Source organism: Enterobacter cloacae complex sp. HYC042_NIDB, from assembly GCF_056673315.1.
Genome location: NZ_CP109650.1, coordinates 4,304,976 through 4,326,995 on the forward strand (window position 1 = coordinate 4,304,976; position 22,020 = coordinate 4,326,995).

The following is a 22,020-nucleotide window of genomic DNA, read 5'->3' on the forward strand; positions in this document are numbered from 1 at the left end:
TTTGGGTTAGAACAGTTTGTAAACGATATTCAGAATGGTCAGCAGGCCGACCACGGTCACGAAGATGTTCTCGGTCCGGCCTTTGTATTTCGCCAGCGCGGGCGCTTTACGAATGGCGTACATCGGCAGCAGACACAGCAGAGAAGCGATAATTGGCGCCCCCATGGCTTCAATAAGGTCGAGAATGTTCGGGTTGGCGTAGGCCACAATCCAGGTGGAGCCCATGATGAAAATCATGCTGATGGTGTTCAGCTTGCCGACGGAGACGTTCTTCTTATCGCCCTTGTAGCCGAACTTGAGGATCAGGCCGTTCAGCCCCTCCAGCGTGCCCAGGTAGTGGCCGAAGAAGGATTTAAAGATAGCGACCAGCGCGATGATGGAGGCGCCGTATTCCAGCACCGTGGCGAACGTGGATTTACTGCCCGACATCGAGGCAAAGTGGTTCGCCAGGTAAGAGAGCACCGGAATGTTCTGCGCTTTGGCATCCGCCATGTTCTGCGGAGAGAGCGTAAACAGGCAGCTAAAGGCGAAGAACATCACCACCGCCACCATCAGCAGGCTGGCGCGACCGATGATTTTGGAACATTTCTGCTCGGTGAATGCTTTCCCGAACTCCGGCTCGTACTCTTCGCGCTTGGAGACCACGAACGAGGAGACGATGGGCGAGAAGTTAAAGGAGAAGACCATGATGGAGATCCCCAGCCACACCGTGACCAGAATGCCGTCATGACCGGTAAAGGCGATATCGCTCAGGTTGACCTGGTCGATTACCGCCGAGTTCCAGTACGGGATCAGCGACAGGGAAATTAGCACCAGGCTGGCAATGAACGGGAACACCAGGTAGCTCATCACCTTTACCATCAGGTCTTTCCCGAACCAGATCACAAAGGCCATCAGCAGCAGCAGGAACAGCGCCACCACGCCGCGGTTCAGCGCAGGCATCTGGAGCTGGTTTTCCCAGAAGGTCATAAAGGTGTTAGTAATGGTGACGCCGTAAATCCACAGCAGCGGGCAAATGGCGAAGAAGTAGAGGAAGGTGATCACCACCCCACCGGTTTTCCCGAAGTGCTCTTCCACCGTCTCGGTGATGTTGCCGGAGACGTTGCTGCCGGACAAACAGAGGCGCGCCAGCGCGCGGTGGCAGTAAAACGCAATCGGGAAGGCAAGTACCAGCATCAGCAGGATGGGGATCAGTCCGCCAAAGCCTGCGCGAATGGGGAAGAACAGCACGCCTGCGCCGATGGCGGTACCAAACAGGCCGAGCGTCCATGTGGTGTCAGACTTACGCCAGGAGGACGTTTTTGTCTGGCCAACGATAATGCTTTCTGTGTTGCTCATAGGTCACCTTTATGCGTCAACGAAGCCGGTAATTTGGGAAACACGGGAGAGATCGATATTGCCGCCGGAAATAATGCAGACGGTTTTACGGCCCTGAATATAGGGGTCAAGCTTGCCGCTTAATAACGCCGCGCAGGCCAGCGCGCCCGCACCTTCCGTCACCACTTTATTTCGCTGAATAAGGGCAATCATGCTGTTGCGAATATCGTCTTCGCTCACCAGCACAATGTCATCGACCAGTTCACGAACAATTTCGAAGGTTAATTTACCCGGACGAGACACGTCGCAGCCGTCGGCTAATGTGCCGGTAACGCGATGGTTGGTTATTTCTCCGGCCTGCCAGGAAGCCGCCATGCCGTGAACGTTTTCAGACTGTACGCCGATAATATTGATTGTCGGGTTGATGGATTTAATTGCTGTCGCAATACCGGCAATTAAGCCGCCGCCGCCGATAGGGACAATCACATTATCCACGTCGTAAAGATCTTCAAGAATTTCGAGGCCGATGGTGCCCTGGCCGGCAATGACTTTCGGATCGTCATAAGGCGGGATAAAAATGCGCCCCTCCATCTCGACGATTTCGCTCACCTTAGCTATGGTGTCGTTGAAGTTCTCGCCGTGCAGCACCACTTCGGCGGAGTAGTCGCGGGTAGCGGCGACCTTGGATTTTGGCGCGCCCATCGGCATCACCACTTTGCCGTCGATACCGAGCATGGCGCAAGAGAGCGACACCCCCTGAGCGTGGTTTCCTGCGGAGCAGGCCACTACCCCTTTGCGTTTTTCTGCGTCCGTCAATGAACTTAACTTATTAAACGCCCCGCGTATTTTAAACGAACCGGTACGCTGCATATTTTCAAATTTCAGGAATATCTCACCCTTACAGCGTTCGCTGAGATAATTTGAGCGCGGCATGCCGGTTTTATAAATTTTCCCCGCCAGGCGTTTTCTGGCGTCCTGAATATCTTCAATGGTCACCGGGAGATCGTAAGTAATGTGCATAATATCCTCGTTATAATAATTCATTCTTTTCAGGCAAAGTCAGGGTATCAGAGCGTTAAAAAGCGTCGCTCCGGGTGTTTTAAAACTTAATTATTTCTATCGTCGTTTATCGATATCCATCGACGAATATTGTTTTGCCAGTTCAACTAATACTGACGCCGATTTTTTAATACTGTAATTTTTCGACCACACGGCGGCATAGCGCGCCACGGGTAATTCATCTTCCACCGGCAGCACAATAAACTGGTCTGAGCCGAACGGCGCAATCATGTCGCGGGGGATCACCGTCAGATAATCGGCATTCAGGACAAGGTTATAAATGGTGACGACGGAATCGGTCTGGACGATGTTTTCAATGCTGATGCGGTTGTCTTGCAGGGTGGTCAGGAGTTCGTTGTAGTAGCCCATATCGGTTTGCGGCATCACCCACTGCTCGTGCGTAAGTGATGCCAGTCTGGTCGGGCCGGTGCACGTTCGTGATTTACTCGCCACCAGCACAAACTCAGATTCAAACAGTGGCTCAACGTGAAGATCCTGAAGCAACATTCCGTCGCTCAGGGTGCCGATGGCAAAATCCAGCCGACCGTCGCGAATGGCGGGCAGGAATGAAGAGAGCTGCGCTTCATACATGGAGACGCGCGCTTTCGGGAACACTTCCCTGAATTTTTTGATCATCTCAGACAGGAAGGTGAAGCCAATCAGCGACGGATAGCCAAAGGAGACGTCCATGACGGTACTGAAACTGAGGCTGTTGATTTCGCTCACCATGTTTTTCATTTCGCGGGTGATCGACTCAGCGTATGACAGCAGCACCTGACCAGCGGCAGTGAGTTTTACGCCGGTGTTTTTACGCACCATCACTTCCACCCCGAAGTAGGATTCGATGTCGCTGATGATTTTGCTGACGGCGGGTTGCGTCAGGCCTAGTTGTCTTGCGGCAGAACCTATGGAGCCACTTTTAATGACTTCCTGAAATACCACGAGGTGCTGAGTTTTCGGTAGAATAATAGTATTCATAATATTCTGCGCTTATTTCCCTATGACGCAGCGGATTCTACCCAATAATGTTTCAGGGGGTATGTGCTGTTACTCACAATTTGCTTCCCCGCGCATTTTACGGGCACAACAATAACCTAAAAAATACTTTATAATCAATGCCATACAAAATTAAAAGCACACCATTACGCTGATATCGATCAATAAAATCTGCAGTAATAAATTTATTTTATGGCGATAACCTTGATAAATTTCTCTGCGTTAAATAAATCAATAAAGACGAACTTTCAGACAATTAAAGGCCAATAAATAACCGTTATTCCTTTTAAACATTCTTTCAAATTATCAAATTTTGCAGAGGATTTTTGGACAGCTTTTTATAAACAGTGGAATACGTCACACATTCATAGCCTGAATGTTTTTAATTTCAATATGTTTATATCAAATAAGAAAATATTTGCGATCGTTCAGTTAACATTCGCAACAAATTAACAATACTGTAAATTCACCATTTTTTAGGGTGAAATTTTGTGATAACGATCGTTTGCGGTAGGCATAGCGATGCCTGAAAGGGTCATGCAGTGAAATGTGCTTAATGTCGCAAATATGAGAATTGATGTCGTTTGTGCGAGTTGCCCGGTGGCGATGCGCATACCTGGGCTACGAAACTCTAAAAGCAAAAACCCCGCCGAAGCGGGGTTCTGGAAGAAGTTGAAGCTGACCGATAAGCCGGGTTCTGTCGTGGACAGTCATTCATCTAGGCCAGCAATCGCTCACTGGCTCAAGCAGCCTACCCGGGTTCAGTACGGGCCGTACCATGTGAACCCCTATTTGGCCTTGCTCCGGGTGGAGTTTACCGTGCCACGGACTGTTACCAGCCGCGCGGTGCGCTCTTACCGCACCCTTTCACCCTTACCTGATCCCGCTTGCGCGGGCCATCGGCGGTTTGCTCTCTGTTGCACTGGTCGTGGGTTTCCCCCCCAGGCGTTACCTGGCACCCTGCCCTATGGAGCCCGGACTTTCCTCCCCTCCGCCCGTCTCCCCCGAAAGGGACGACGACGAAGCGGCGACTGTCTGGTCAGCTTCGGCGCGCAGTATAGAGGGTTTGCGCGCCGCTGTCACCCTCAGGTGCGGGCAAGATGCTATTAACGCGCCACTTCCACCTTCGCCAGTTTTTCGTAGTAGCACGCAATCGCGCTGTGATCGGCCGTACCCAGGCCATCCGCCCGCAGCGCCTGCATCATCTCCATAACCGCAGCGGTCAGCGGCAGCTGTGCACCCACGCCGTGAGACGTATCCAGCGCGTTCGCCAGATCTTTGATGTGCAGATCAATTCGGAAACCGGGTTTGAAATTACGATCCATCACCATCGGCGCTTTGGCATCCAGCACCGTACTGCCCGCCAGACCGCCACGGATTGCCTGATAAACCAGGTCCGGATTGACGCCCGCCTTCGTTGCCAGCGTCAGCGCTTCAGACATGGCGGCAATGTTCAGCGCCACAATCACCTGGTTCGCGAGCTTGGTAACGTTGCCCGCGCCAATGTCTCCGGTATGCACTACGGAGCCTGCCATCGCTTTCATCAGGTCATAGTATTTGTCGAACACGGCCTTATCGCCGCCCACCATCACCGACAGGGTACCGTCGATGGCTTTCGGCTCGCCGCCGCTGACGGGCGCATCCAGCATCTCTACGCCCTTCGCTTTTAACGCCTCGCTGATTTCACGGCTCGCGAGCGGGGCAATAGAGCTCATATCAATCAGCACCAGGCCTGGCTTCGCACCTTCGATGATGCCGTTCTCCCCAAGCGCGACCTCTTGGACGTGAGGGGAATTTGGCAGCATGGTGATGATGACATCGCACTGCTCAGCAATGGCTTTAGGGGTAGTAGCTGTTTCCGCGCCCGCCGCCATCACCTCAGCCACAGACTGTGGATTGTGATCGGATACCACCAGTGAGTAACCCGCTTTAATCAGGTTCTTACTCATTGGTTTACCCATGATCCCAAGACCAATAAAACCCACTTTCAGCGTCATAATCTGTTTCCTCAATGATGGTTATTTTTTAAAAGCGTCCGCTAATTTCTGCGTCGCTGAGCGGAACACGCCGAGGTCGCTGCCGACGGCAACGAACGTGGCTCCCCACTCCAGGTAGCGGCGGGCATCGGCTTCAACCGGCGCCAGAATGCCGCACGGTTTGCCGTGCGCTTTGGCGCGGGCAAAGATGTGCTGGATTGCGCGCTGTACGTCCGGGTGGCTGGCGTTGCCCAGATGCCCAAACGCCGCAGCCAGATCGCTTGGACCGACAAAGATACCGTCCACGCCGTCTGTGGCTGCAATCGCATCGACGTTATCAACGCCCTGCTGGCTTTCAATCTGAACCAGAATAGTGATGTTGCTATTGGACTGGGCGAAATAGTCCGGCACGGTGCCAAACATGTTGGCGCGGTGCGATACCGAGACGCCGCGGATCCCTTCCGGCGGATAGCGCGTTGAGGCCACGGCCAGCGCCGCCTGTTCTTCCGTTTCCACAAACGGGATCAGGAAATTGTAGAAACCGATATCCAGCAGACGCTTGATAATCACCGGCTCGTTAGTTGGCACGCGCACTACCGGAGTGCTGGGGCTACCTTTCAGCGCCATCAGCTGCGGAATAAAGGTGCTGATATCGTTCGGCGCGTGTTCGCCGTCCAGCACCAGCCAGTCGAATCCGGCCAGGCCTAACACTTCGGTGCTGATAGGGTTTGCCAGCGCGGACCAACAGCCAATCTGAATCTGGTGCGCCGCGAGGGCAGCTTTAAACTTATTCGGGAAGATATCGTTATTCATCACTTAACCCTTTTTTAATTCCGCAGTTTTAGCCAGTAATATTTATTCCAGAACAGATTCTTTATATTTATTTCTCTGACTGAATGGTGGCGTTATAAAATCGTCATTCAGTATAATCGGCTCTACACGTCAGCACATTGTTTTGATGCTCAAGTATTGCGTTACATCTCAATGCTATTTTGAGCATATGCACAAAGCAGTGGGCGCTAATGCACAGAATCAAGGATTAGTCCGCCTGAAACGATCGCGATCACATTTTCACTTTTCTTCTCCTGACATGCTTTATTTCTACGTTAAGAAAACGATTATCCAACGAGTTATTTTTCATAGCTGAAACTTTGCCGGAGAAGAGTGAATAATGACCGATATTGCAATTAGAGAGGCACCCCCGACGGCGTTTTATATTAAGGTTCACGATACGGATAACGTGGCGATTATTGTCAACGACAATGGCTTAAAAGCAGGCACCCGCTTCCCGGACGGGCTGGAGCTAATTGAGCATATTCCGCAGGGGCACAAGGTCGCGTTGGTCGATATTCCTGCCCACGGTGAAATCGTACGCTACGGCGAAGTCATCGGCTATGCGGTAAGCGCTATTCCGCAGGGTAGCTGGATTGAGGAGTCGCTGGTGGCGCTGCCAGAAGCACCGCCGCTGAATACGCTTCCGCTGGCGACCCGCGTTCCTGAAGCTTTGCCGCCGCTGGAGGGCTATACCTTTGAAGGGTACCGCAATGCGGACGGTAGCGTCGGCACCAAAAACCTGCTCGGCATTACCACCAGCGTGCACTGCGTGGCGGGCGTGGTGGATTACGTGGTGAAAATCATTGAACGCGATCTGCTGCCAAAGTACCCGAACGTCGACGGCGTAGTGGGTCTTAACCACCTGTACGGCTGCGGCGTAGCGATCAACGCGCCCGCGGCGGTCGTGCCGATCCGTACTATCCACAATATCGCCCTGAATCCGAACTTTGGCGGCGAGGTGATGGTCATTGGCCTCGGCTGTGAAAAATTGCAGCCAGAGCGCCTGCTTCAGGGCACCGAGGATGTCAAAGCCATCCCGGCAGACGGGGCCAGCATCGTGCGCCTGCAGGACGAGCGCCACGTTGGTTTTCGTTCAATGGTCGACGATATTCTTCAGGTGGCAGAGCGACATCTGGACAAGCTCAACCGCCGCCAGCGCGAAACGTGCCCGGCATCGGAGCTGGTGGTCGGAACCCAGTGCGGCGGCAGCGATGCCTTCTCCGGCGTAACGGCCAACCCGGCGGTGGGCTATGCGTCCGATCTGCTCGTTCGCTGCGGCGCCACGGTGATGTTCTCCGAGGTGACCGAAGTCCGTGACGCCATCCACCTGCTGACGCCGCGCGCCGTTAATGAAGAGGTCGGCAGGCGCCTGCTGGAGGAAATGGCCTGGTACGATAGCTATCTCGATATGGGCAAAACAGACCGCAGCGCCAATCCCTCTCCCGGTAACAAGAAAGGCGGCCTGGCAAACGTGGTGGAAAAAGCCCTCGGCTCCATCGCCAAATCCGGTCAGAGCGCCATTGCAGAGGTGCTCTCTCCGGGACAGCGCCCGACGAAACGCGGCCTGATCTACGCGGCAACGCCGGCCAGCGATTTTGTGTGCGGCACGCAGCAGGTCGCATCCGGTATTACGGTGCAGGTCTTTACCACCGGGCGCGGCACGCCGTACGGCCTGATGGCGGTCCCGGTGATCAAGATGGCGACGCGCACCGAGCTGGCAAACCGTTGGTATGACTTAATGGATATCAACGCGGGCACCATCGCCACCGGGGAAGAGAGTATTGAGGACGTGGGCTGGAAGCTGTTCCATTTTATTCTGGACGTAGCGAGCGGGAGGAAGAAAACTTTCTCGGACCAGTGGGGATTGCATAACCAGCTGGCGGTATTTAACCCGGCACCGGTGACGTAATGGCCCCTCAGCCTTCCCTCTCCCCATAGGGGAGAGGGTAAAAAACCTTAAACCAACACCACCTCAATCCCGCTTTTCCGTAATCCTTCCAGACTCTCCGCCGGAATGCCTCCATCAACGATAATCATATCAATCCTTTGCGTATCAATGATTTTATGCAGGCTTGAGCGGTTAAACTTGCTGGAGTCGGTCACGACAATAATACGCTCTGCCACCTCGCACATTTTGCGGTTCAGGCGTGCTTCATCCTCGTTGTGCGTGCTCACACCGCGATCGAGATCGATAGCATCGACGCCCAGGAACAGCAGATCAAAGTGATAATTCTGTAAGGACTGTTCCGCCTGGTCGCCGTAGAAGGACTGCGACTGACGCCGCAAGTGCCCGCCGGTCATCAGCAGCTCTACCCCTTCAGCTTCCAGCAACGCATTCGCCACGTTCATCCCGTTAGTCATCGCAATGACATCCGTGTGCTGGCGCAGCATACGAGCGATCTCAAAAGTCGTGGTGCCGGAATCGAGAATGATACGGTGCCCGGGTTTTACCAGCGCGGCGGCGGCCTGGGCGATGCTGCGCTTCACCGCCGTATTGAGCGAGCTTTTATCCTCAACGGAAGGCTCGATGCCAGGCGCATTCCCTTCGCAGATCAGCGCCCCGCCGTAGGCACGAACGGCGATGCCCTGCTTTTCCAGAAACGCCAGATCGTTACGGATCGTCACCGTCGATACGCCGTACAGATGAGACAGATCGTTAACCTGCACGCTTCCCTGCGCCCGCAACCGCTGAATGATCTGCTCCCGCCTTTCACTGGTGCCGGTGATGCGCTTCTCTGCGGATGAATCGCTGCTGCTCATACGAGATCCTTAATCAATAAACTTTCATTTCATTTCGTTTTGTCTATTAACGCCTTTCTTTTTAGCGAATGCAAGCGCTGTCTGGAGGACTTACGCAAGCCTGTGAACAGCTGAAACCTTTCATTGTGTTTCTTTTGTGAAACAGATCGGAAAACCATTATCTTTCGTTTTATTTTTACACCGCCATAATGCAGGATTAAATGAAACAAAACGAAAGATAAAAATCATTACCATCCGAAATGGAGAGGAAAGTGAAACATCTGACAGAAATGGTGGAACAACATAAACGGGGGAATGCAAACGGGATTTATGCCGTCTGTTCCGCACATCCACTGGTACTTGAAGCTGCCATTCGTTACGCCCATTCACGCCAAACGCCACTGCTGATTGAAGCCACCTCAAACCAGGTGGATCAGTTTGGCGGCTATACCGGCATGACGCCCGCCGACTTTCACGGGTTCGTCTGTAAGCTGGCGCAATCGCTTGGTTTCCCGACGTCACAGCTGATCCTCGGCGGCGATCATTTAGGGCCCAACCGCTGGCAAAACCTGCCGGCTTTGCAGGCGATGGCGAACGCCGACGATCTGATCAGGCACTACGTGGCAGCCGGATTTAAAAAAATTCACCTCGATTGCAGCATGTCCTGCGAAGACGATCCGGTTCCTTTAACCGATGCGATCGTTGCCGGGCGCGCCGCGCGTCTGGCAAAAATTGCCGAAACAACCTGTCTTGAGCAATTTGGTGTAGCCGATCTGGTCTACGTTATCGGCACGGAAGTTCCGGTTCCCGGCGGCGCGCACGAAACGCTGACCGAGCTTGAGGTCACGACGCCAGAGGCGGCGCGCGCCACGCTTGAGGCACACCGCCATGCATTCGAGAAGGAAGGATTAAGCGACATCTGGCCGCGCATTATTGGCCTGGTGGTTCAGCCCGGCGTTGAGTTCGATCATGCGCACGTTTGTGACTATCAGCCACATAAAGCCGTCGCGCTGAGCAAGATGGTTGAAGCCTATGACACGCTGGTATTTGAAGCACACTCTACCGATTACCAGACGCAACAGGCGCTGCGCCAGCTGGTGAACGATCACTTCGCTATTTTAAAAGTCGGCCCTGCCCTGACCTTTGCCCTGCGTGAAGCGCTGTTCTCACTGGCCGCCATTGAAGAAGAACTGCTGCCGGCGAAAGCCAGCTCGGGCCTGCGTCACGTTCTGGAAAACGTGATGCTCGATCGCCCGGAATACTGGCAAAGCCACTATCACGGTGACGGCAACGCCCGACGCCTGGCCCGCGGCTACAGCTACTCCGACCGCGTGCGCTATTACTGGCCGGACAGCCAGATTGACGATGCCTTTGAACGACTGGTGCGCAATCTGGCAGACGAACCTATTCCGCTGCCGCTTATCAGCCAGTATTTGCCGTTGCAGTACAGCAAAGTTCGCGAGGGCGCTCTCAAGTCAACGCCGCGGGAACTCATCATTGACCACATTCAGGACATACTCCAGCAGTACCATGCCGCCTGCGAAGGCGTAACGACTCCACACGCATAATTAAAAAGAGGAAAACGCTATGCCAAACATTGTCTTATGCCGCATTGATGAACGCCTGATCCACGGACAGGTGGGCGTGCAGTGGGTGGGGTTTGCGGGGGCAAACCTGGTGCTGGTGGCAAATGACGAGGTTGCAGACGATCCGGTTCAACAAAACCTGATGGAAATGGTGCTCGCGGAAGGGATCGCCGTGCGTTTCTGGTCGCTGCAAAAAGTGATCGACAACATTCACCGCGCCGCTGACCGCCAGAAAATTCTGCTGGTCTGCAAATCACCCGCCGATTTTCTGAAGCTGGTTGAAGGCGGCGTGCCCATCACCCGTATCAATGTCGGAAACATGCACTACGCCAGTGGCAAACAGCAAATTGCCAAAACGGTCTCTGTCGACGCGAACGATATCGCTGCGTTCAACGGCCTGAAAGCGGCCGGGGTGGAATGCTTTGTTCAGGGCGTCCCAACAGAGACCGCTTTGGATCTCTTTAAACTGCTTTGAGGGATTCACAATGGAAATCAGTCTGTTGCAGGCATTCGCGCTGGGGCTTCTTGCCTTTATCGCGGGCCTGGATATGTTTAACGGCTTAACACACATGCACCGCCCGGTGGTGCTTGGTCCTCTGGTCGGCCTGATACTGGGCGATCTGCATACCGGGATCCTGACCGGCGGTACCTTAGAGCTGGTCTGGATGGGTCTTGCGCCGCTGGCGGGCGCGCAGCCGCCGAACGTGATTATCGGCACCATCGTTGGCACCACGTTTGCCATTACCACGGGCGTGAAGCCGGATGTCGCCGTTGGGGTCGCGGTGCCGTTTGCCGTGGCGGTGCAGATGGGTATCACCTTCCTCTTCTCCGTGATGTCCGGCGTAATGTCCCGCTGCGATCGCATGGCGGCCAACGCGGACACCGACGGCATAGAGCGAGTCAACTATCTGGCGCTGCTGGCGCTCGGCATTTTTTATTTCCTGTGCGCGTTTCTGCCCATCTACTTTGGCGCTGAACACGCGAAAACCGCCATTGCTATCCTGCCGGAGCGTCTGATTGACGGTCTCGGCGTCGCGGGCGGCATCATGCCAGCGATCGGCTTCGCCGTGCTGCTGAAGATCATGATGAAAAACGTTTACATCCCTTATTTCATTATCGGTTTTGTCGCCGCGGCCTGGCTGAAGCTTCCGGTACTGGCGATTGCCGCAGCGGCGCTGGCGATGGCGCTGATCGACCTGCTGCGTAAATCGCCTGAACCGACGGCGCCCGCGGCCCAGAAAGAGGAATTTGAAGATGGCATCTAATCAAACCACCCTGCCGGGCGCGTCTGTCAGTGAAGAGACGCTGCTGAGCGGCGTGAATGAAAACGTCTATGAAGACCAGACCATTGGCGCGGAGCTGACCAAAAAAGACATTAACCGCGTGGCCTGGCGCTCCATGCTGCTGCAGGCCTCGTTTAACTATGAACGTATGCAGGCCTCCGGCTGGCTGTACGGGTTGCTGCCCGCGCTGAAAAAGATCCACACCAATAAGCGGGACCTGGCGCGGGCGATGAAAGGTCATATGGGCTTCTTTAACACCCATCCGTTTCTGGTGACCTTCGTTATCGGCATTATTCTGGCAATGGAGCGTTCCAAGCAGGATGTAAACAGCATTCAGAGCACCAAAATTGCGGTCGGTGCCCCGCTCGGAGGCATTGGTGACGCCATGTTCTGGCTGACCCTGTTACCCATCTGCGGCGGTATTGGTGCCAGCCTGGCACTGCAAGGCTCCATTCTTGGCGCGGTGGTTTTTATCGTGCTGTTCAACGTGGTGCATCTCGGCCTGCGCTTTGGCCTGGCGCACTACGCATACCGAATGGGCGTTGCCGCCATTCCGCTGATCAAAGCCAACACCAAAAAGGTGGGCCACGCGGCCTCTATTGTCGGGATGACGGTGATCGGCGCGCTGGTGGCGACCTACGTCCGACTCAATACGACGCTTGAAATCAAGGCGGGTGATGCGGTCGTTAAACTGCAAACCGACGTGATCGACAAGCTGATGCCCGCGTTCCTGCCGCTGGTCTACACCCTGACCATGTTCTGGCTGGTGCGCCGCGGCTGGAGCCCGCTGCGGCTGATCGGTATTACCGTGGTGCTGGGCGTTGTCGGTAAATTCTGTCACTTCCTGTAAAAGCAAAGAGGTTGCGATGTTAGGCATAATTTTGACGGGTCACGGCGGCTTTGCCAGCGGGCTTGAACAGGCGATGAGGCAGATCCTTGGCGAGCAGCCGCAGTTTATCGCCATCGATTTTCCGGAAAACTCCACCACTGCCAGGCTGACCGCTCAGCTTGAGCAGGCGGTGAGTGAGCTGGATCCAGAGCAGGATATTATTTTCCTCACCGACCTTCTCGGCGGCACGCCGTTTCGCGTGGCCTCGACGCTCGCGATGCAAAGACCGGGTAGCGAAGTGATTACCGGCACCAACCTGCAGCTTTTGCTGGAAATGGTGCTGGAACGTGACGGATTAAGTAGCGAAGCGTTTCGTCTGCAGGCGCTGGAGTGCGGCCACCGCGGCCTGACCAGCCTGGTGGATGAGCTTGGTCGCTGTCGCGAGGAAGCCCCCGTAGAGGAAGGAATATGATCCGGTTACTTTCACAGCGTTCACCTTCGTAGTTTACATTGCGTGTCCCGGCGGCCTTACGGCATCAGATCGTAAGGCCTTTCTTTTCTTTTCCTTGGTTTTACCCTTTCTTTTCACGATCACACTTTTCGCTTTATTCCTTTTTCGTTATTGAACTTTCGATTTCTTTCCTATAGATTTTGTTTAACTGCTAATGTGAATAAGTGAAACGAAACGAAAGATAGCGACACGTTTGCCAGCGTCTGATGTGGAATTCACACGACTAAGGACTGAGTTATGCAACAAACCACCGCCGACACAACCGGCACCTGGACCGAAAAAGAGATCCGCCAGCAGCCTGCCTGCTGGATCCGCTCACTCAACAACATCGATAATCTGCGCACCTCGATTGACGGTTTCCTGACGCCGCTGCTGCGTAAGCGAGACCAGCGGATCGTCCTCACCGGCGCGGGCACCTCCGCGTTTATTGGCGAGATAATTGCCCCCTGGCTTGCGAGCCACACCGGTAAAAACGTCTCCGCCATACCGACAACCGATCTGGTCACCAACCCGATGGATTACTTCAGCCCGGCACACCCTCTGCTGCTGGTCTCTTTTGCCCGCTCCGGCAACAGTCCAGAGAGCGTCGCCGCCGTTGAGCTGGCGAACCGGTTCGTGCCCGAGTGCTACCACCTGTCGATCACCTGCAACGAGGCGGGAAGCCTGTACCAGAACGCCGTCGAGAGCGATAACGCCTTTGCCCTGCTGATGCCAGCCGAAACGCACGATCGCGGGTTCGCGATGACCAGCAGCATTACCACCATGATGGCGAGCTGTCTGGCCGTATTCGCACCAGAAACGATCGGCAGCCAAAGCTTCCGGGACGTAGCCGATCGCTGCCAGGCGATCCTCACCTCGCTCGGGGATTTCAGCGAGGGCGTCTTTGGCAACGAACCGTGGAAACGGATTGTTTACCTGGGAAGCGGCGGTCTGCAGGGCGCGGCGCGCGAGTCTGCGCTGAAGGTGCTGGAGCTGACCGCGGGCAAGCTGGCGGCGTTCTACGATTCACCAACGGGCTTTCGTCATGGGCCTAAGTCACTGGTGGATAACGAAACGCTGGTGGTGGTGTTTATCTCCAGCCATCCGTATACACGTCAGTACGATCTGGATCTGCTGGCCGAACTGCGCCGCGATCGTCAGGCCATGCGCGTTGTCGCCATCGCCGCCGAAAACGATCCGGCCATTGAAGCAGGGCCGCATATCCTGCTGCCGCCTTCCCGTCCGTTCAACGATATGGAGCAGGCGTTCTGCTTCCTGATCTACGCCCAGGTCTTTGCGCTAACCCAGTCTCTGCATGTTGGCAACACGCCGGACACACCATCCGCCAGCGGAACGGTCAACCGTGTGGTACAGGGCGTGGTTATTCATCCGTGGCAGGCTTAAGAGGATCGTATTATGAGTATTATTTCGACCAAATATCTTCTGCAGGACGCGCAGACAAAGGGCTATGCCGTTCCGGCCTTTAACATCCATAACGCCGAGACGATCCAGGCGATCCTCGAAGTGTGCAGCGAAATGCGATCGCCGGTGATCCTCGCCGGGACGCCGGGTACTTTTAAACACATTGCGCTGGAGGAGATCTACGCTCTGTGCAGCGCGTACTCTCTCAGCTACGACATGCCGTTGGCGCTGCATCTCGATCATCACGAATCGCTGGATGACATTCGTCGCAAGGTACATGCCGGCGTACGCAGCGCAATGATCGACGGTAGCCACTATCCCTTTGAAGAAAACGTGAAGCTGGTGAAATCGGTGGTCGATTTTTGCCACCTCAACGACTGTAGCGTTGAGGCGGAACTGGGCCGTCTGGGGGGTGTTGAAGATGACATGAGCGTCGACGCCGAAAGCGCATTCCTGACCGACCCGCAGGAGGCGAAACGCTTCGTTGAGCTGACCGGCGTGGACAGCCTCGCCGTCGCCATCGGCACCGCGCACGGCCTCTATACCAAACGCCCCAAAATTGACTTCCAGCGCCTGGCTGAGATCCGCGAGGTGGTAGCGGTTCCGCTGGTGCTGCACGGAGCGAGCGATGTTCCGGATGATGATGTGCGCCGCACTATTGAACTGGGCGTGTGCAAAGTTAATGTCGCAACCGAGTTGAAAATCGCCTTCTCTGATGCGGTCAAAGCCTGGTTTGCCGAGAACCCGCAGGGCAACGATCCGCGCTTCTACATGCGCGTCGGGATGGACGCCATGAAAGAGGTGGTCCGAAGCAAGATCGCCGTTTGCGGTTCGGCTAACCGTCTGCGTCTTCCGGCAGAAGCATAACAAAGAGGATCTTACTTTAATGAAAAAAGTGCTCACCCTCTCAATGCTTGCCCTGTGCGTTTCCCATGGCGCGATGGCAGCGAACTACACGCTCACTAACGACAAGATTGCCCTGTCCTTTGATGACGCCAATTCAACGGTGGTGGTAACTGACAAAAAGGCCAACCACCCCATCACCCCGCAGGAACTGTTCTTTCTGACGCTGCCGGACGAAACCAAAATCCACACCGCTGATTTCAAAATCAAGCACGTCGAAAAGCAGGACAGCGCCATTGTCATCGACTTTTCGCGTCCGGATTTTAACGTGACGGTAAAGCTCAACCTGGTGAAAGATAAATACGCCAGCATCGATTACACCCTCGCGGCGGTAAGTCAGCCGCGTGACGTGGCAAAAATCACCTTCTTCCCGACGAAAAAACAGACGCAGGCACCTTACGTTGACGGGGCGATCAACAGCTCGCCGATTGTCGCGGACTCGTTCTTTATTCTCCCGGACAAGCCCATCGTTAACACCTACGCCTATGAAGCGACGACCAACCTCAACGTAGAGTTAAAAACGCCGATTCAGCCCGCAACGCCGGTCAGCTATACCACGTATTTCGGCACTTTCCCGGAAACCAGCCAGCTGCGCCGCAGCGTAAACCAGTTTATTAATGCCGTGCGTCCGCGTCCGTATAAGCCCTACCTGCACTACAACAGCTGGATGGATATTGGCTTCTTTACCCCCTATTCCGAACAGGACGTGCTGGGGCGGATGGATGAATGGAATAAGGAATTTATCGCCGGACGCGGCGTGGCGCTGGACGCCTTCCTGCTGGACGATGGCTGGGACGACCTGACCGGGCGCTGGCTGTTTGGCCCGGCATTCGGCAACGGTTTTGGCAAGGTACGGGAAAAAGCCGACAGCCTGCACAGCTCGGTCGGACTATGGCTCTCACCGTGGGGAGGGTATAACAAACCGCGTGACGTTCGCGTCTCGCATGCAAAAGAGTATGGGTTCGAAACCGTCGACGGGAAGCTGGCCCTGTCAGGGCCTAACTACTTTAAAAACTTCAATGAGCAGATCGTTAAGCTTATCAAAAACGAGCACATTACCTCGTTCAAGCTGGACGGGATGGGTAATGCCAACGCGCATATCCCGGGTAGCCCGTTCGCCTCGGATTTTGACGCCTCCATCGCTCTGCTGCATAACATGCGCAGCGCCAACCCGAATCTGTTTATCAACCTGACGACCGGCACCAACGCCAGTCCGTCCTGGCTGTTCTATGCGGATTCCATCTGGCGTCAGGGTGATGACATCAACCTGTACGGTCCCGGCACGCCGGTGCAGCAGTGGATGACCTACCGCGATGCCGAAACGTACCGCTCCATTGTGCGCAAAGGCCCGCTGTTTCCGCTGAACTCGCTGATGTATCACGGCATTGTCAGCGCTGAGAATGCCTATTACGGGCTGGAGAAGGTGCAAACGGACAGTGATTTTGCCGATCAGGTCTGGAGCTACTTCGCCACCGGCACCCAGTTGCAGGAACTGTATATCACCCCTTCAATGCTGAACAAGGCGAAGTGGGATACGCTGGCGCAGGCCGCAAAATGGTCGCGTGACAATGCCAGCGTGCTGGTGGATACGCACTGGATTGGCGGAGACCCGACGGCGCTGCAGGTTTACGGCTGGGCTTCGTGGAGTAAAGAGAAAGCCATACTCGGCTTGCGTAACCCCTCGGACAAGCCGCAAAGCTACTATCTTGATTTAGCGAAAGAGTTCGAAATACCCACGGGAGACGCGGCGAAGTTTAGTCTCAAAGCGGTGTACGGCAGTAATTCAACCGTACCTGAGGAGTACAAAAACGCGGTGGTGATTACGCTGCAGCCGCTGGAAACGCTGGTATTTGAGGCGATGCCTGGGAAATAGAAAAGTAAATAAATCTGTAGGCCGGGTAAGGCGCAGCCGCCACCCGGCAAAACAGTATCAGAAATTACTCCCCCTGCTGCTCCAGCGCATATTTATACAGCGCATTTTTCTTCACGCCGTGAATCTCTGCTGCTAATGCCGCCGCTTTCTTCAGCGGCAGTTCGGCCTGCAGCAAGGCCAGCGTGCGCAGCGCATCAGCAGGCAGGGCATCCTCTTCCGCCCTATGCCCTTCGACAATCAGCACCATTTCGCCTTTGCGGCGGTTTTCGTCTTCCTTCACCCACGCCAGCAGTTCACCGACTGGCGCGCCGTGAATGGTTTCCCAGGTTTTGGTCAGCTCACGCGCCAGCACCACGTAGCGGGATTCGCCCCAGACGGTGACCATATCTTCCAGGCTTTCCAGCAGGCGGTGAGTGGATTCGTAGAAGATCAGGGTACGCGGCTCGGCTTCCAGTTCCTTTAATACATCGCGACGGCCTTTGGATTTGGCAGGGAGGAAGCCTTCATAGCAGAAACGGTCAGACGGCAGACCTGCGGCGCTTAACGCCGCAATCGCGGCACACGGGCCCGGCAGTGGCACTACGCGGATACCGGCTTCGCGACAGGTGCGCACCAGGTGATAGCCCGGATCGTTGATCAGCGGCGTACCGGCATCGGAGACCAGGGCTATGTTCTGCCCCTCTTTGAGCTTCGCCACCAGCGTTTCGGCTTTTTGTTGCTCATTGTGATCGTGCAGGGCAAACAAACGGGCGTTAATCGCGAAATGTTGCAGCAGTAAACCGGTGTGTCGGGTGTCTTCAGCGGCAATTAAATCAACAGCTTGCAATACGTTCAGCGCACGTTGGGTAATATCAGACAAATTCCCGATAGGAGTAGGTACAATATAAAGCTGGCCTTGAGAATTATCTGCCGTTTCGTGTTGTTTCATTGTTTCGTCCGTATTGCCGATTTAATATTGAGCATTGCGTAAAAAAATCACTGGATACAGTATGGTACCGTTAACGTTTCTTCGAAAAAAAGCCACGCGCAGCGTGCCGCTGCTGCTCGCAGCCCTGATTTTTGCAGGCTGTGGCACCCAGGCACCTGACCAGAGCACCGCCCATCTTCAGGGCTCCGCTCAGGCTGATTCTGGCTTTTATCTGCAACAAATGTCGCAGAGTACAAATGATACCAGGATCAACTGGCAATTACTCGCCATTCGTGCACTGCTGAAAGAGGGCAAAACCCAGCAGGCTGCCGAGCTGTTCGGCCAACTGCCGAAAGAGCTTAACGATACTCAGCAACTTGAGCAGAGCCTGCTCTCTGCCGAGCTGAAGGTCGCGCAGAAAGATTATGATGGCGCGAAAAAGATCCTGGGGAGCATCGACCTGAGCGCGCTGGATAAAAACCAGCAGGCGCGCTTCTGGCAGGCGGGCATTACCGCTGAGCAGGGGCGTCCTTCTCTGACCCTGCTGCGTGCCTTGATTGCCCAGGAGCCGCTGCTCGCCGGTGCCGACAAGCAGAAAAACATTGATGCCACCTGGCAGGCGCTTGCCTCGATGACCCAGGATCAGGCAAAGGCGCTGGTCATTAACGCGGACGAAAACGTGCTTCAGGGCTGGCTTGATCTGCAGCAGATGTGGTTTAACAACCGCAGCGATCCAAAAATGCTGAAAGCCGGTATTACCGACTGGCAGACCCGTTACCCGCAGAACCCGGGCGCGAAAATGCTGCCAACCCAGCTGGTGAATGTGCAGAACTTTAAGCCTGCGTCGACAAGCAAAATTGCGCTGCTTCTGCCGCTGAATGGCCAGGCGGCAGTGTTTGGCCGTACGATTCAACAGGGCTTTGAAGCGGCGAAAAACGGCACCACGCCGGTAACGGGCAGTGCGGTTCCGGTGCAGGCAGCGCAGGCGGCCAACGTGAACGACGTTGTCAGCCCCTCTGCCGCCGAGACCAGTGACCTGACCACCGCACAAACCCCGCCGCAGGGTACAATGCAAAACCCGGTTACCGCACCGACAACCCCACCAGCGACTGCCGCACCGGCAGCACAGGCTCCGGCTGAGGCACAAGCGACGCCTGCACCAGAGGCAACGGCAGAACAGCCTCAACAGCAGCCGGCACAACCAGCATCACAACCTGCCGCTCAGCCGCAGGCCGTGGCGACCGCCAGCGCGAATCCTGGCGCTGAGCTGAAAATCTACGACACCAGTTCGAAGCCGCTTGACCAGGTGCTGGCGCAGGTTCAGCAGGACGGGGCAAGCATCGTTGTCGGCCCGCTGCTGAAAAACAACGTGGAAGAGCTGATGAAGAGCAATACCACGCTGAACGTACTGGCGCTCAACCAGCCGGAACAGGTTCAGAACCGGGCCAATATTTGCTACTTCGCACTCTCTCCGGAAGATGAAGCCCGCGATGCGGCGCGTCATATCCATGAGCAGGGTAAACAGGCCCCGCTGCTGCTGATCCCACGCAGTACGCTGGGCGATCGCGTGGCTAATGCTTTTGCCGATGAATGGCAGAAGCTGGGCGGCGGCATCGTGCTGCAGCAGAAATTCGGTTCCGTCTCTGAACTGCGTGCGGGCGTTAACGGTGGGGCGGGTATCGCGCTTAACGGCAGTCCGGTTTCCGCCAGCCTGCCGCAGCAGCAGAGCGTGACCATTGGCGGCCTGACCATCCCTGCCCCGCCAACCGACGCGCAGATAAGCGGTGGTGGTAAAGTGGATGCGGCCTATATCGTTGCCACGCCGCAGGAGATCGCCTTTATCAAGCCGATGATCGCGATGCGTAACGGCAGCCAGAGCGGTGCAACGCTCTACGCCAGCTCCCGCAGCGCACAGGGCACCGCAGGCCCGGATTTCCGTCTGGAAATGGACGGCCTGCAGTACAGCGAAATCCCGATGCTGGCGGGCAGCAACCCGGCGCTGATGCAGCAGGCGCTAAGCTCCGTACGTAACGACTACTCTCTGGCGCGTCTGTATGCGATGGGTGTTGATGCGTGGGCGCTGGCAAACCACTTTACCCAGATGCGTCAGGTGCCGGGCTTTGAGCTTAACGGCAACACCGGCGATCTGACCGCCACTCAGGACTGTGTGATTAACAGGAAGTTATCATGGCTCAAATACCAGCAGGGGCAAATCGTCCCGGCCAGTTAAGCCGTAAAGAGACCGGCGATGCGTGGGAGTTAAAAGCGCGTCGCTGGCTCGAAGGCAAAGGACTGCGCTTTATCGCCGCCAACGTCCGCGGGCGCGGCGGCGAAATTGATCTGATCATGAAAGACGGTCAGGTGATTGTGTTTGTAGAAGTCCGCTTTCGACAGTCTTCCCGTTTTGGCGGTGCTGCCGCCAGCGTGACGCTCGCCAAACAACATAAATTATTACAGACTGCCCACTTGTGGCTTGCCCGCCATAATGGGAGCTTTGATACTGTGGATTGCCGTTTCGATGTGATAGCCTTCACCGGAAATGAGATCGAATGGCTTAAAAACGCTTTTGGCGAAGACGCATAATTAAGATTTAAAAGGGATAACGTGCTCGAAAGAATTAAAGTGTGCTTCACAGAAAGCATCCAGACTCAGATTGCCGCGGCGGAAGCCCTTCCGGACGCGATCTCTCGCGCTGCAATGACGCTGGTGCAATCCCTGCTTAACGGCAACAAAATCCTCTGTTGTGGCAACGGAACCTCAGCCGCCAACGCACAGCATTTTGCTGCCAGCATGATTAACCGTTTTGAAACCGAACGCCCGAGTTTACCTGCCATTGCACTTAATACCGATAATGTGGTCTTAACAGCGATTGCTAACGATCGTCTGCATGACGAAATTTACGCAAAGCAGGTGCGCGCCCTGGGGCATGCCGGCGATGTGCTGCTGGCGATCTCCACGCGCGGCAACAGCCGGGACATCGTCAAAGCCGTTGAAGCCGCCGTTACCCGCGACATGACCATCGTCGCCTTAACCGGCTATGACGGCGGTGAGCTGGCGGGTCTGCTCGGGCCGCAGGATGTGGAAATCCGCATTCCGTCTCACCGTAGCGCACGTATCCAGGAGATGCATATGCTCACGGTGAACTGCTTATGCGATTTGATCGATAACACGCTTTTCCCTCACCAGGATGATTAAGGAGTTTTTATGAAGGCTTTATCGACCCTCGCAGTCCTTATGTCTGCATTACTGCTTCAGGGATGTATTGCTGCGGCCGTTGTGGGTACTGCCGCAGTAGGCACCAAAGCGGCGACCGATCCGCGCTCTGTGGGAACCCAGGTGGATGACGGTACGCTGGAGCTGCGGGTCAACAGTGCGCTGTCGAAAGACGAACAAATCAAGAAAGAAGCGCGTATCAACGTGACGGCTTATCAGGGCAAAGTCCTGCTGACGGGTCAGGCACCGAATACCGAACTCTCCAGCCGCGCGAAGCAGATCGCAATGGGCGTTGAGGGCACCACGGAAGTCTTCAATGAAATCCGCCAGGGTCAGCCAATCAGCCTGGGCACCGCGTCGTCTGACACCTGGATCACCACCAAAGTCCGCTCCCAGCTGCTGGGTTCAGACCAGGTGAAATCCTCAAACGTAAAAGTAACGACCGAAAACGGTGAAGTGTTCCTGCTGGGTCTGGTGACCGATCGTGAAGGGAAAGCGGCGGCGGATATCGCCAGCCGGGTGAGCGGCGTGAAGCACGTCACCACCGCGTTTACCTACATTAAGTAATCCACGTCTGACTAAAGGCCCGGTAG

20 protein-coding genes and 1 other RNA gene are annotated in these 22,020 nt (G+C 55.4%); 13 read left to right on the top strand and 8 right to left on the bottom strand.

Going from position 1 to position 22,020, the window contains the following annotated elements; genetic code table 11:
• Positions 1–6: 6 nt before the first annotated feature.
• From tdcC to garL, 6 genes are all read right to left on the bottom strand, one after another.
• A complete protein-coding gene (gene tdcC / locus OKF39_RS20550) occupies positions 7–1,338 on the bottom strand; it encodes a threonine/serine transporter TdcC (RefSeq protein ID WP_047367071.1) in 1,332 nt (443 codons plus the stop codon).
• Between the two features lie 9 nt (positions 1,339–1,347).
• Entirely contained in the window at positions 1,348–2,337 is a 990-nt protein-coding gene (tdcB, locus tag OKF39_RS20555; protein ID WP_100170952.1) for a bifunctional threonine ammonia-lyase/L-serine ammonia-lyase TdcB, read from the bottom strand.
• A gap of 96 nt (positions 2,338–2,433) precedes the next feature.
• Positions 2,434–3,354, bottom strand: coding sequence for a transcriptional regulator TdcA (tdcA, locus tag OKF39_RS20560; RefSeq protein ID WP_045260099.1), 921 nt, complete (start codon positions 3,352–3,354; stop codon positions 2,434–2,436).
• A gap of 688 nt (positions 3,355–4,042) precedes the next feature.
• An RNA gene (rnpB, locus tag OKF39_RS20565) (RNase P RNA component class A) lies at positions 4,043–4,419 on the bottom strand.
• Between the two features lie 59 nt (positions 4,420–4,478).
• A complete protein-coding gene (garR, locus tag OKF39_RS20570; protein ID WP_047367070.1) occupies positions 4,479–5,369 on the bottom strand; it encodes a 2-hydroxy-3-oxopropionate reductase in 891 nt (296 codons plus the stop codon).
• A gap of 21 nt (positions 5,370–5,390) precedes the next feature.
• Positions 5,391–6,161: a 2-dehydro-3-deoxyglucarate aldolase gene (gene garL, locus OKF39_RS20575; protein ID WP_028014520.1), complete on the bottom strand. Its 771-nt coding sequence runs from the start codon at positions 6,159–6,161 to the stop codon at positions 5,391–5,393.
• 358 nt (positions 6,162–6,519) lie between these two features.
• Between garL and garD the strand changes: the two genes are divergently transcribed.
• Positions 6,520–8,091: a galactarate dehydratase gene (gene garD, locus OKF39_RS20580; RefSeq protein ID WP_047367069.1), complete on the top strand. Its 1,572-nt coding sequence runs from the start codon at positions 6,520–6,522 to the stop codon at positions 8,089–8,091.
• 47 nt (positions 8,092–8,138) lie between these two features.
• On the opposite strand, the gene OKF39_RS20585 is transcribed toward garD, so the two are convergent.
• Complete coding sequence (locus OKF39_RS20585) at positions 8,139–8,942, bottom strand: DeoR family transcriptional regulator (protein ID WP_479983319.1); 804 nt, start codon at positions 8,940–8,942, stop codon at positions 8,139–8,141.
• Positions 8,943–9,181: 239 nt separating this feature from the next.
• Between OKF39_RS20585 and kbaZ the strand changes: the two genes are divergently transcribed.
• From kbaZ to OKF39_RS20625, 8 genes are all read left to right on the top strand, one after another.
• The gene (gene kbaZ, locus OKF39_RS20590) at positions 9,182–10,489 is read left to right on the top strand and encodes a tagatose-bisphosphate aldolase subunit KbaZ (protein WP_048960553.1); all 1,308 of its coding nucleotides are present in this window, start codon (positions 9,182–9,184) and stop codon (positions 10,487–10,489) included.
• 19 nt (positions 10,490–10,508) lie between these two features.
• Positions 10,509–10,982 carry a PTS N-acetylgalactosamine transporter subunit IIB gene (agaV, locus tag OKF39_RS20595; RefSeq protein ID WP_028014524.1) on the top strand — a complete coding sequence of 158 codons (474 nt, stop codon included), beginning with the start codon at positions 10,509–10,511 and terminating at the stop codon, positions 10,980–10,982.
• Positions 10,983–10,992: 10 nt separating this feature from the next.
• Entirely contained in the window at positions 10,993–11,772 is a 780-nt protein-coding gene (agaW, locus tag OKF39_RS20600; protein WP_028014525.1) for a PTS N-acetylgalactosamine transporter subunit IIC, read from the top strand.
• Positions 11,762–12,640 carry a PTS N-acetylgalactosamine transporter subunit IID gene (agaE, locus tag OKF39_RS20605; protein WP_047367066.1) on the top strand — a complete coding sequence of 293 codons (879 nt, stop codon included), beginning with the start codon at positions 11,762–11,764 and terminating at the stop codon, positions 12,638–12,640. The genes agaW and agaE overlap by 11 nt, the downstream gene beginning before the upstream one ends.
• A gap of 16 nt (positions 12,641–12,656) precedes the next feature.
• A complete protein-coding gene (gene agaF, locus OKF39_RS20610; RefSeq protein ID WP_047367065.1) occupies positions 12,657–13,091 on the top strand; it encodes a PTS galactosamine/N-acetylgalactosamine transporter subunit IIA in 435 nt (144 codons plus the stop codon).
• Positions 13,092–13,367: 276 nt separating this feature from the next.
• The gene (locus OKF39_RS20615) at positions 13,368–14,513 is read left to right on the top strand and encodes an SIS domain-containing protein (protein WP_479983320.1); all 1,146 of its coding nucleotides are present in this window, start codon (positions 13,368–13,370) and stop codon (positions 14,511–14,513) included.
• Between the two features lie 12 nt (positions 14,514–14,525).
• Positions 14,526–15,398 (top strand): tagatose-bisphosphate aldolase subunit KbaY, encoded by an 873-nt coding sequence (gene kbaY, locus OKF39_RS20620; RefSeq protein WP_063155282.1) that lies wholly within the window; start codon positions 14,526–14,528, stop codon positions 15,396–15,398.
• 19 nt (positions 15,399–15,417) lie between these two features.
• The gene (locus OKF39_RS20625; protein ID WP_479983321.1) at positions 15,418–17,307 is read left to right on the top strand and encodes an alpha-galactosidase; all 1,890 of its coding nucleotides are present in this window, start codon (positions 15,418–15,420) and stop codon (positions 17,305–17,307) included.
• A 64-nt stretch (positions 17,308–17,371) separates the two neighbouring features.
• Here the strand turns inward: OKF39_RS20625 and rsmI are convergent, their stop codons facing one another.
• Positions 17,372–18,235 (bottom strand): 16S rRNA (cytidine(1402)-2'-O)-methyltransferase, encoded by an 864-nt coding sequence (gene rsmI / locus OKF39_RS20630; RefSeq protein ID WP_047364705.1) that lies wholly within the window; start codon positions 18,233–18,235, stop codon positions 17,372–17,374.
• Positions 18,236–18,296: 61 nt separating this feature from the next.
• On the opposite strand from rsmI, the gene OKF39_RS20635 reads away from it, so the two are divergent.
• From OKF39_RS20635 to dolP, 4 genes are read left to right on the top strand one after another with little or no spacing between them, the layout of a single operon-like run.
• The gene (locus OKF39_RS20635) at positions 18,297–20,444 is read left to right on the top strand and encodes a penicillin-binding protein activator (RefSeq protein WP_069732650.1); all 2,148 of its coding nucleotides are present in this window, start codon (positions 18,297–18,299) and stop codon (positions 20,442–20,444) included.
• The gene (locus OKF39_RS20640) at positions 20,402–20,797 is read left to right on the top strand and encodes a YraN family protein (RefSeq protein WP_028014533.1); all 396 of its coding nucleotides are present in this window, start codon (positions 20,402–20,404) and stop codon (positions 20,795–20,797) included. Before OKF39_RS20635 ends, OKF39_RS20640 begins: the two co-directional genes overlap by 43 nt.
• A gap of 21 nt (positions 20,798–20,818) precedes the next feature.
• On the top strand, positions 20,819–21,409 hold the full coding sequence (gene diaA, locus OKF39_RS20645; protein WP_003861754.1) for a DnaA initiator-associating protein DiaA: 591 nt from the start codon (positions 20,819–20,821) through the stop codon (positions 21,407–21,409).
• Between the two features lie 9 nt (positions 21,410–21,418).
• Positions 21,419–21,994 carry a division/outer membrane stress-associated lipid-binding lipoprotein gene (dolP, locus tag OKF39_RS20650; RefSeq protein ID WP_028014534.1) on the top strand — a complete coding sequence of 192 codons (576 nt, stop codon included), beginning with the start codon at positions 21,419–21,421 and terminating at the stop codon, positions 21,992–21,994.
• Positions 21,995–22,020: the final 26 nt, after the last annotated feature.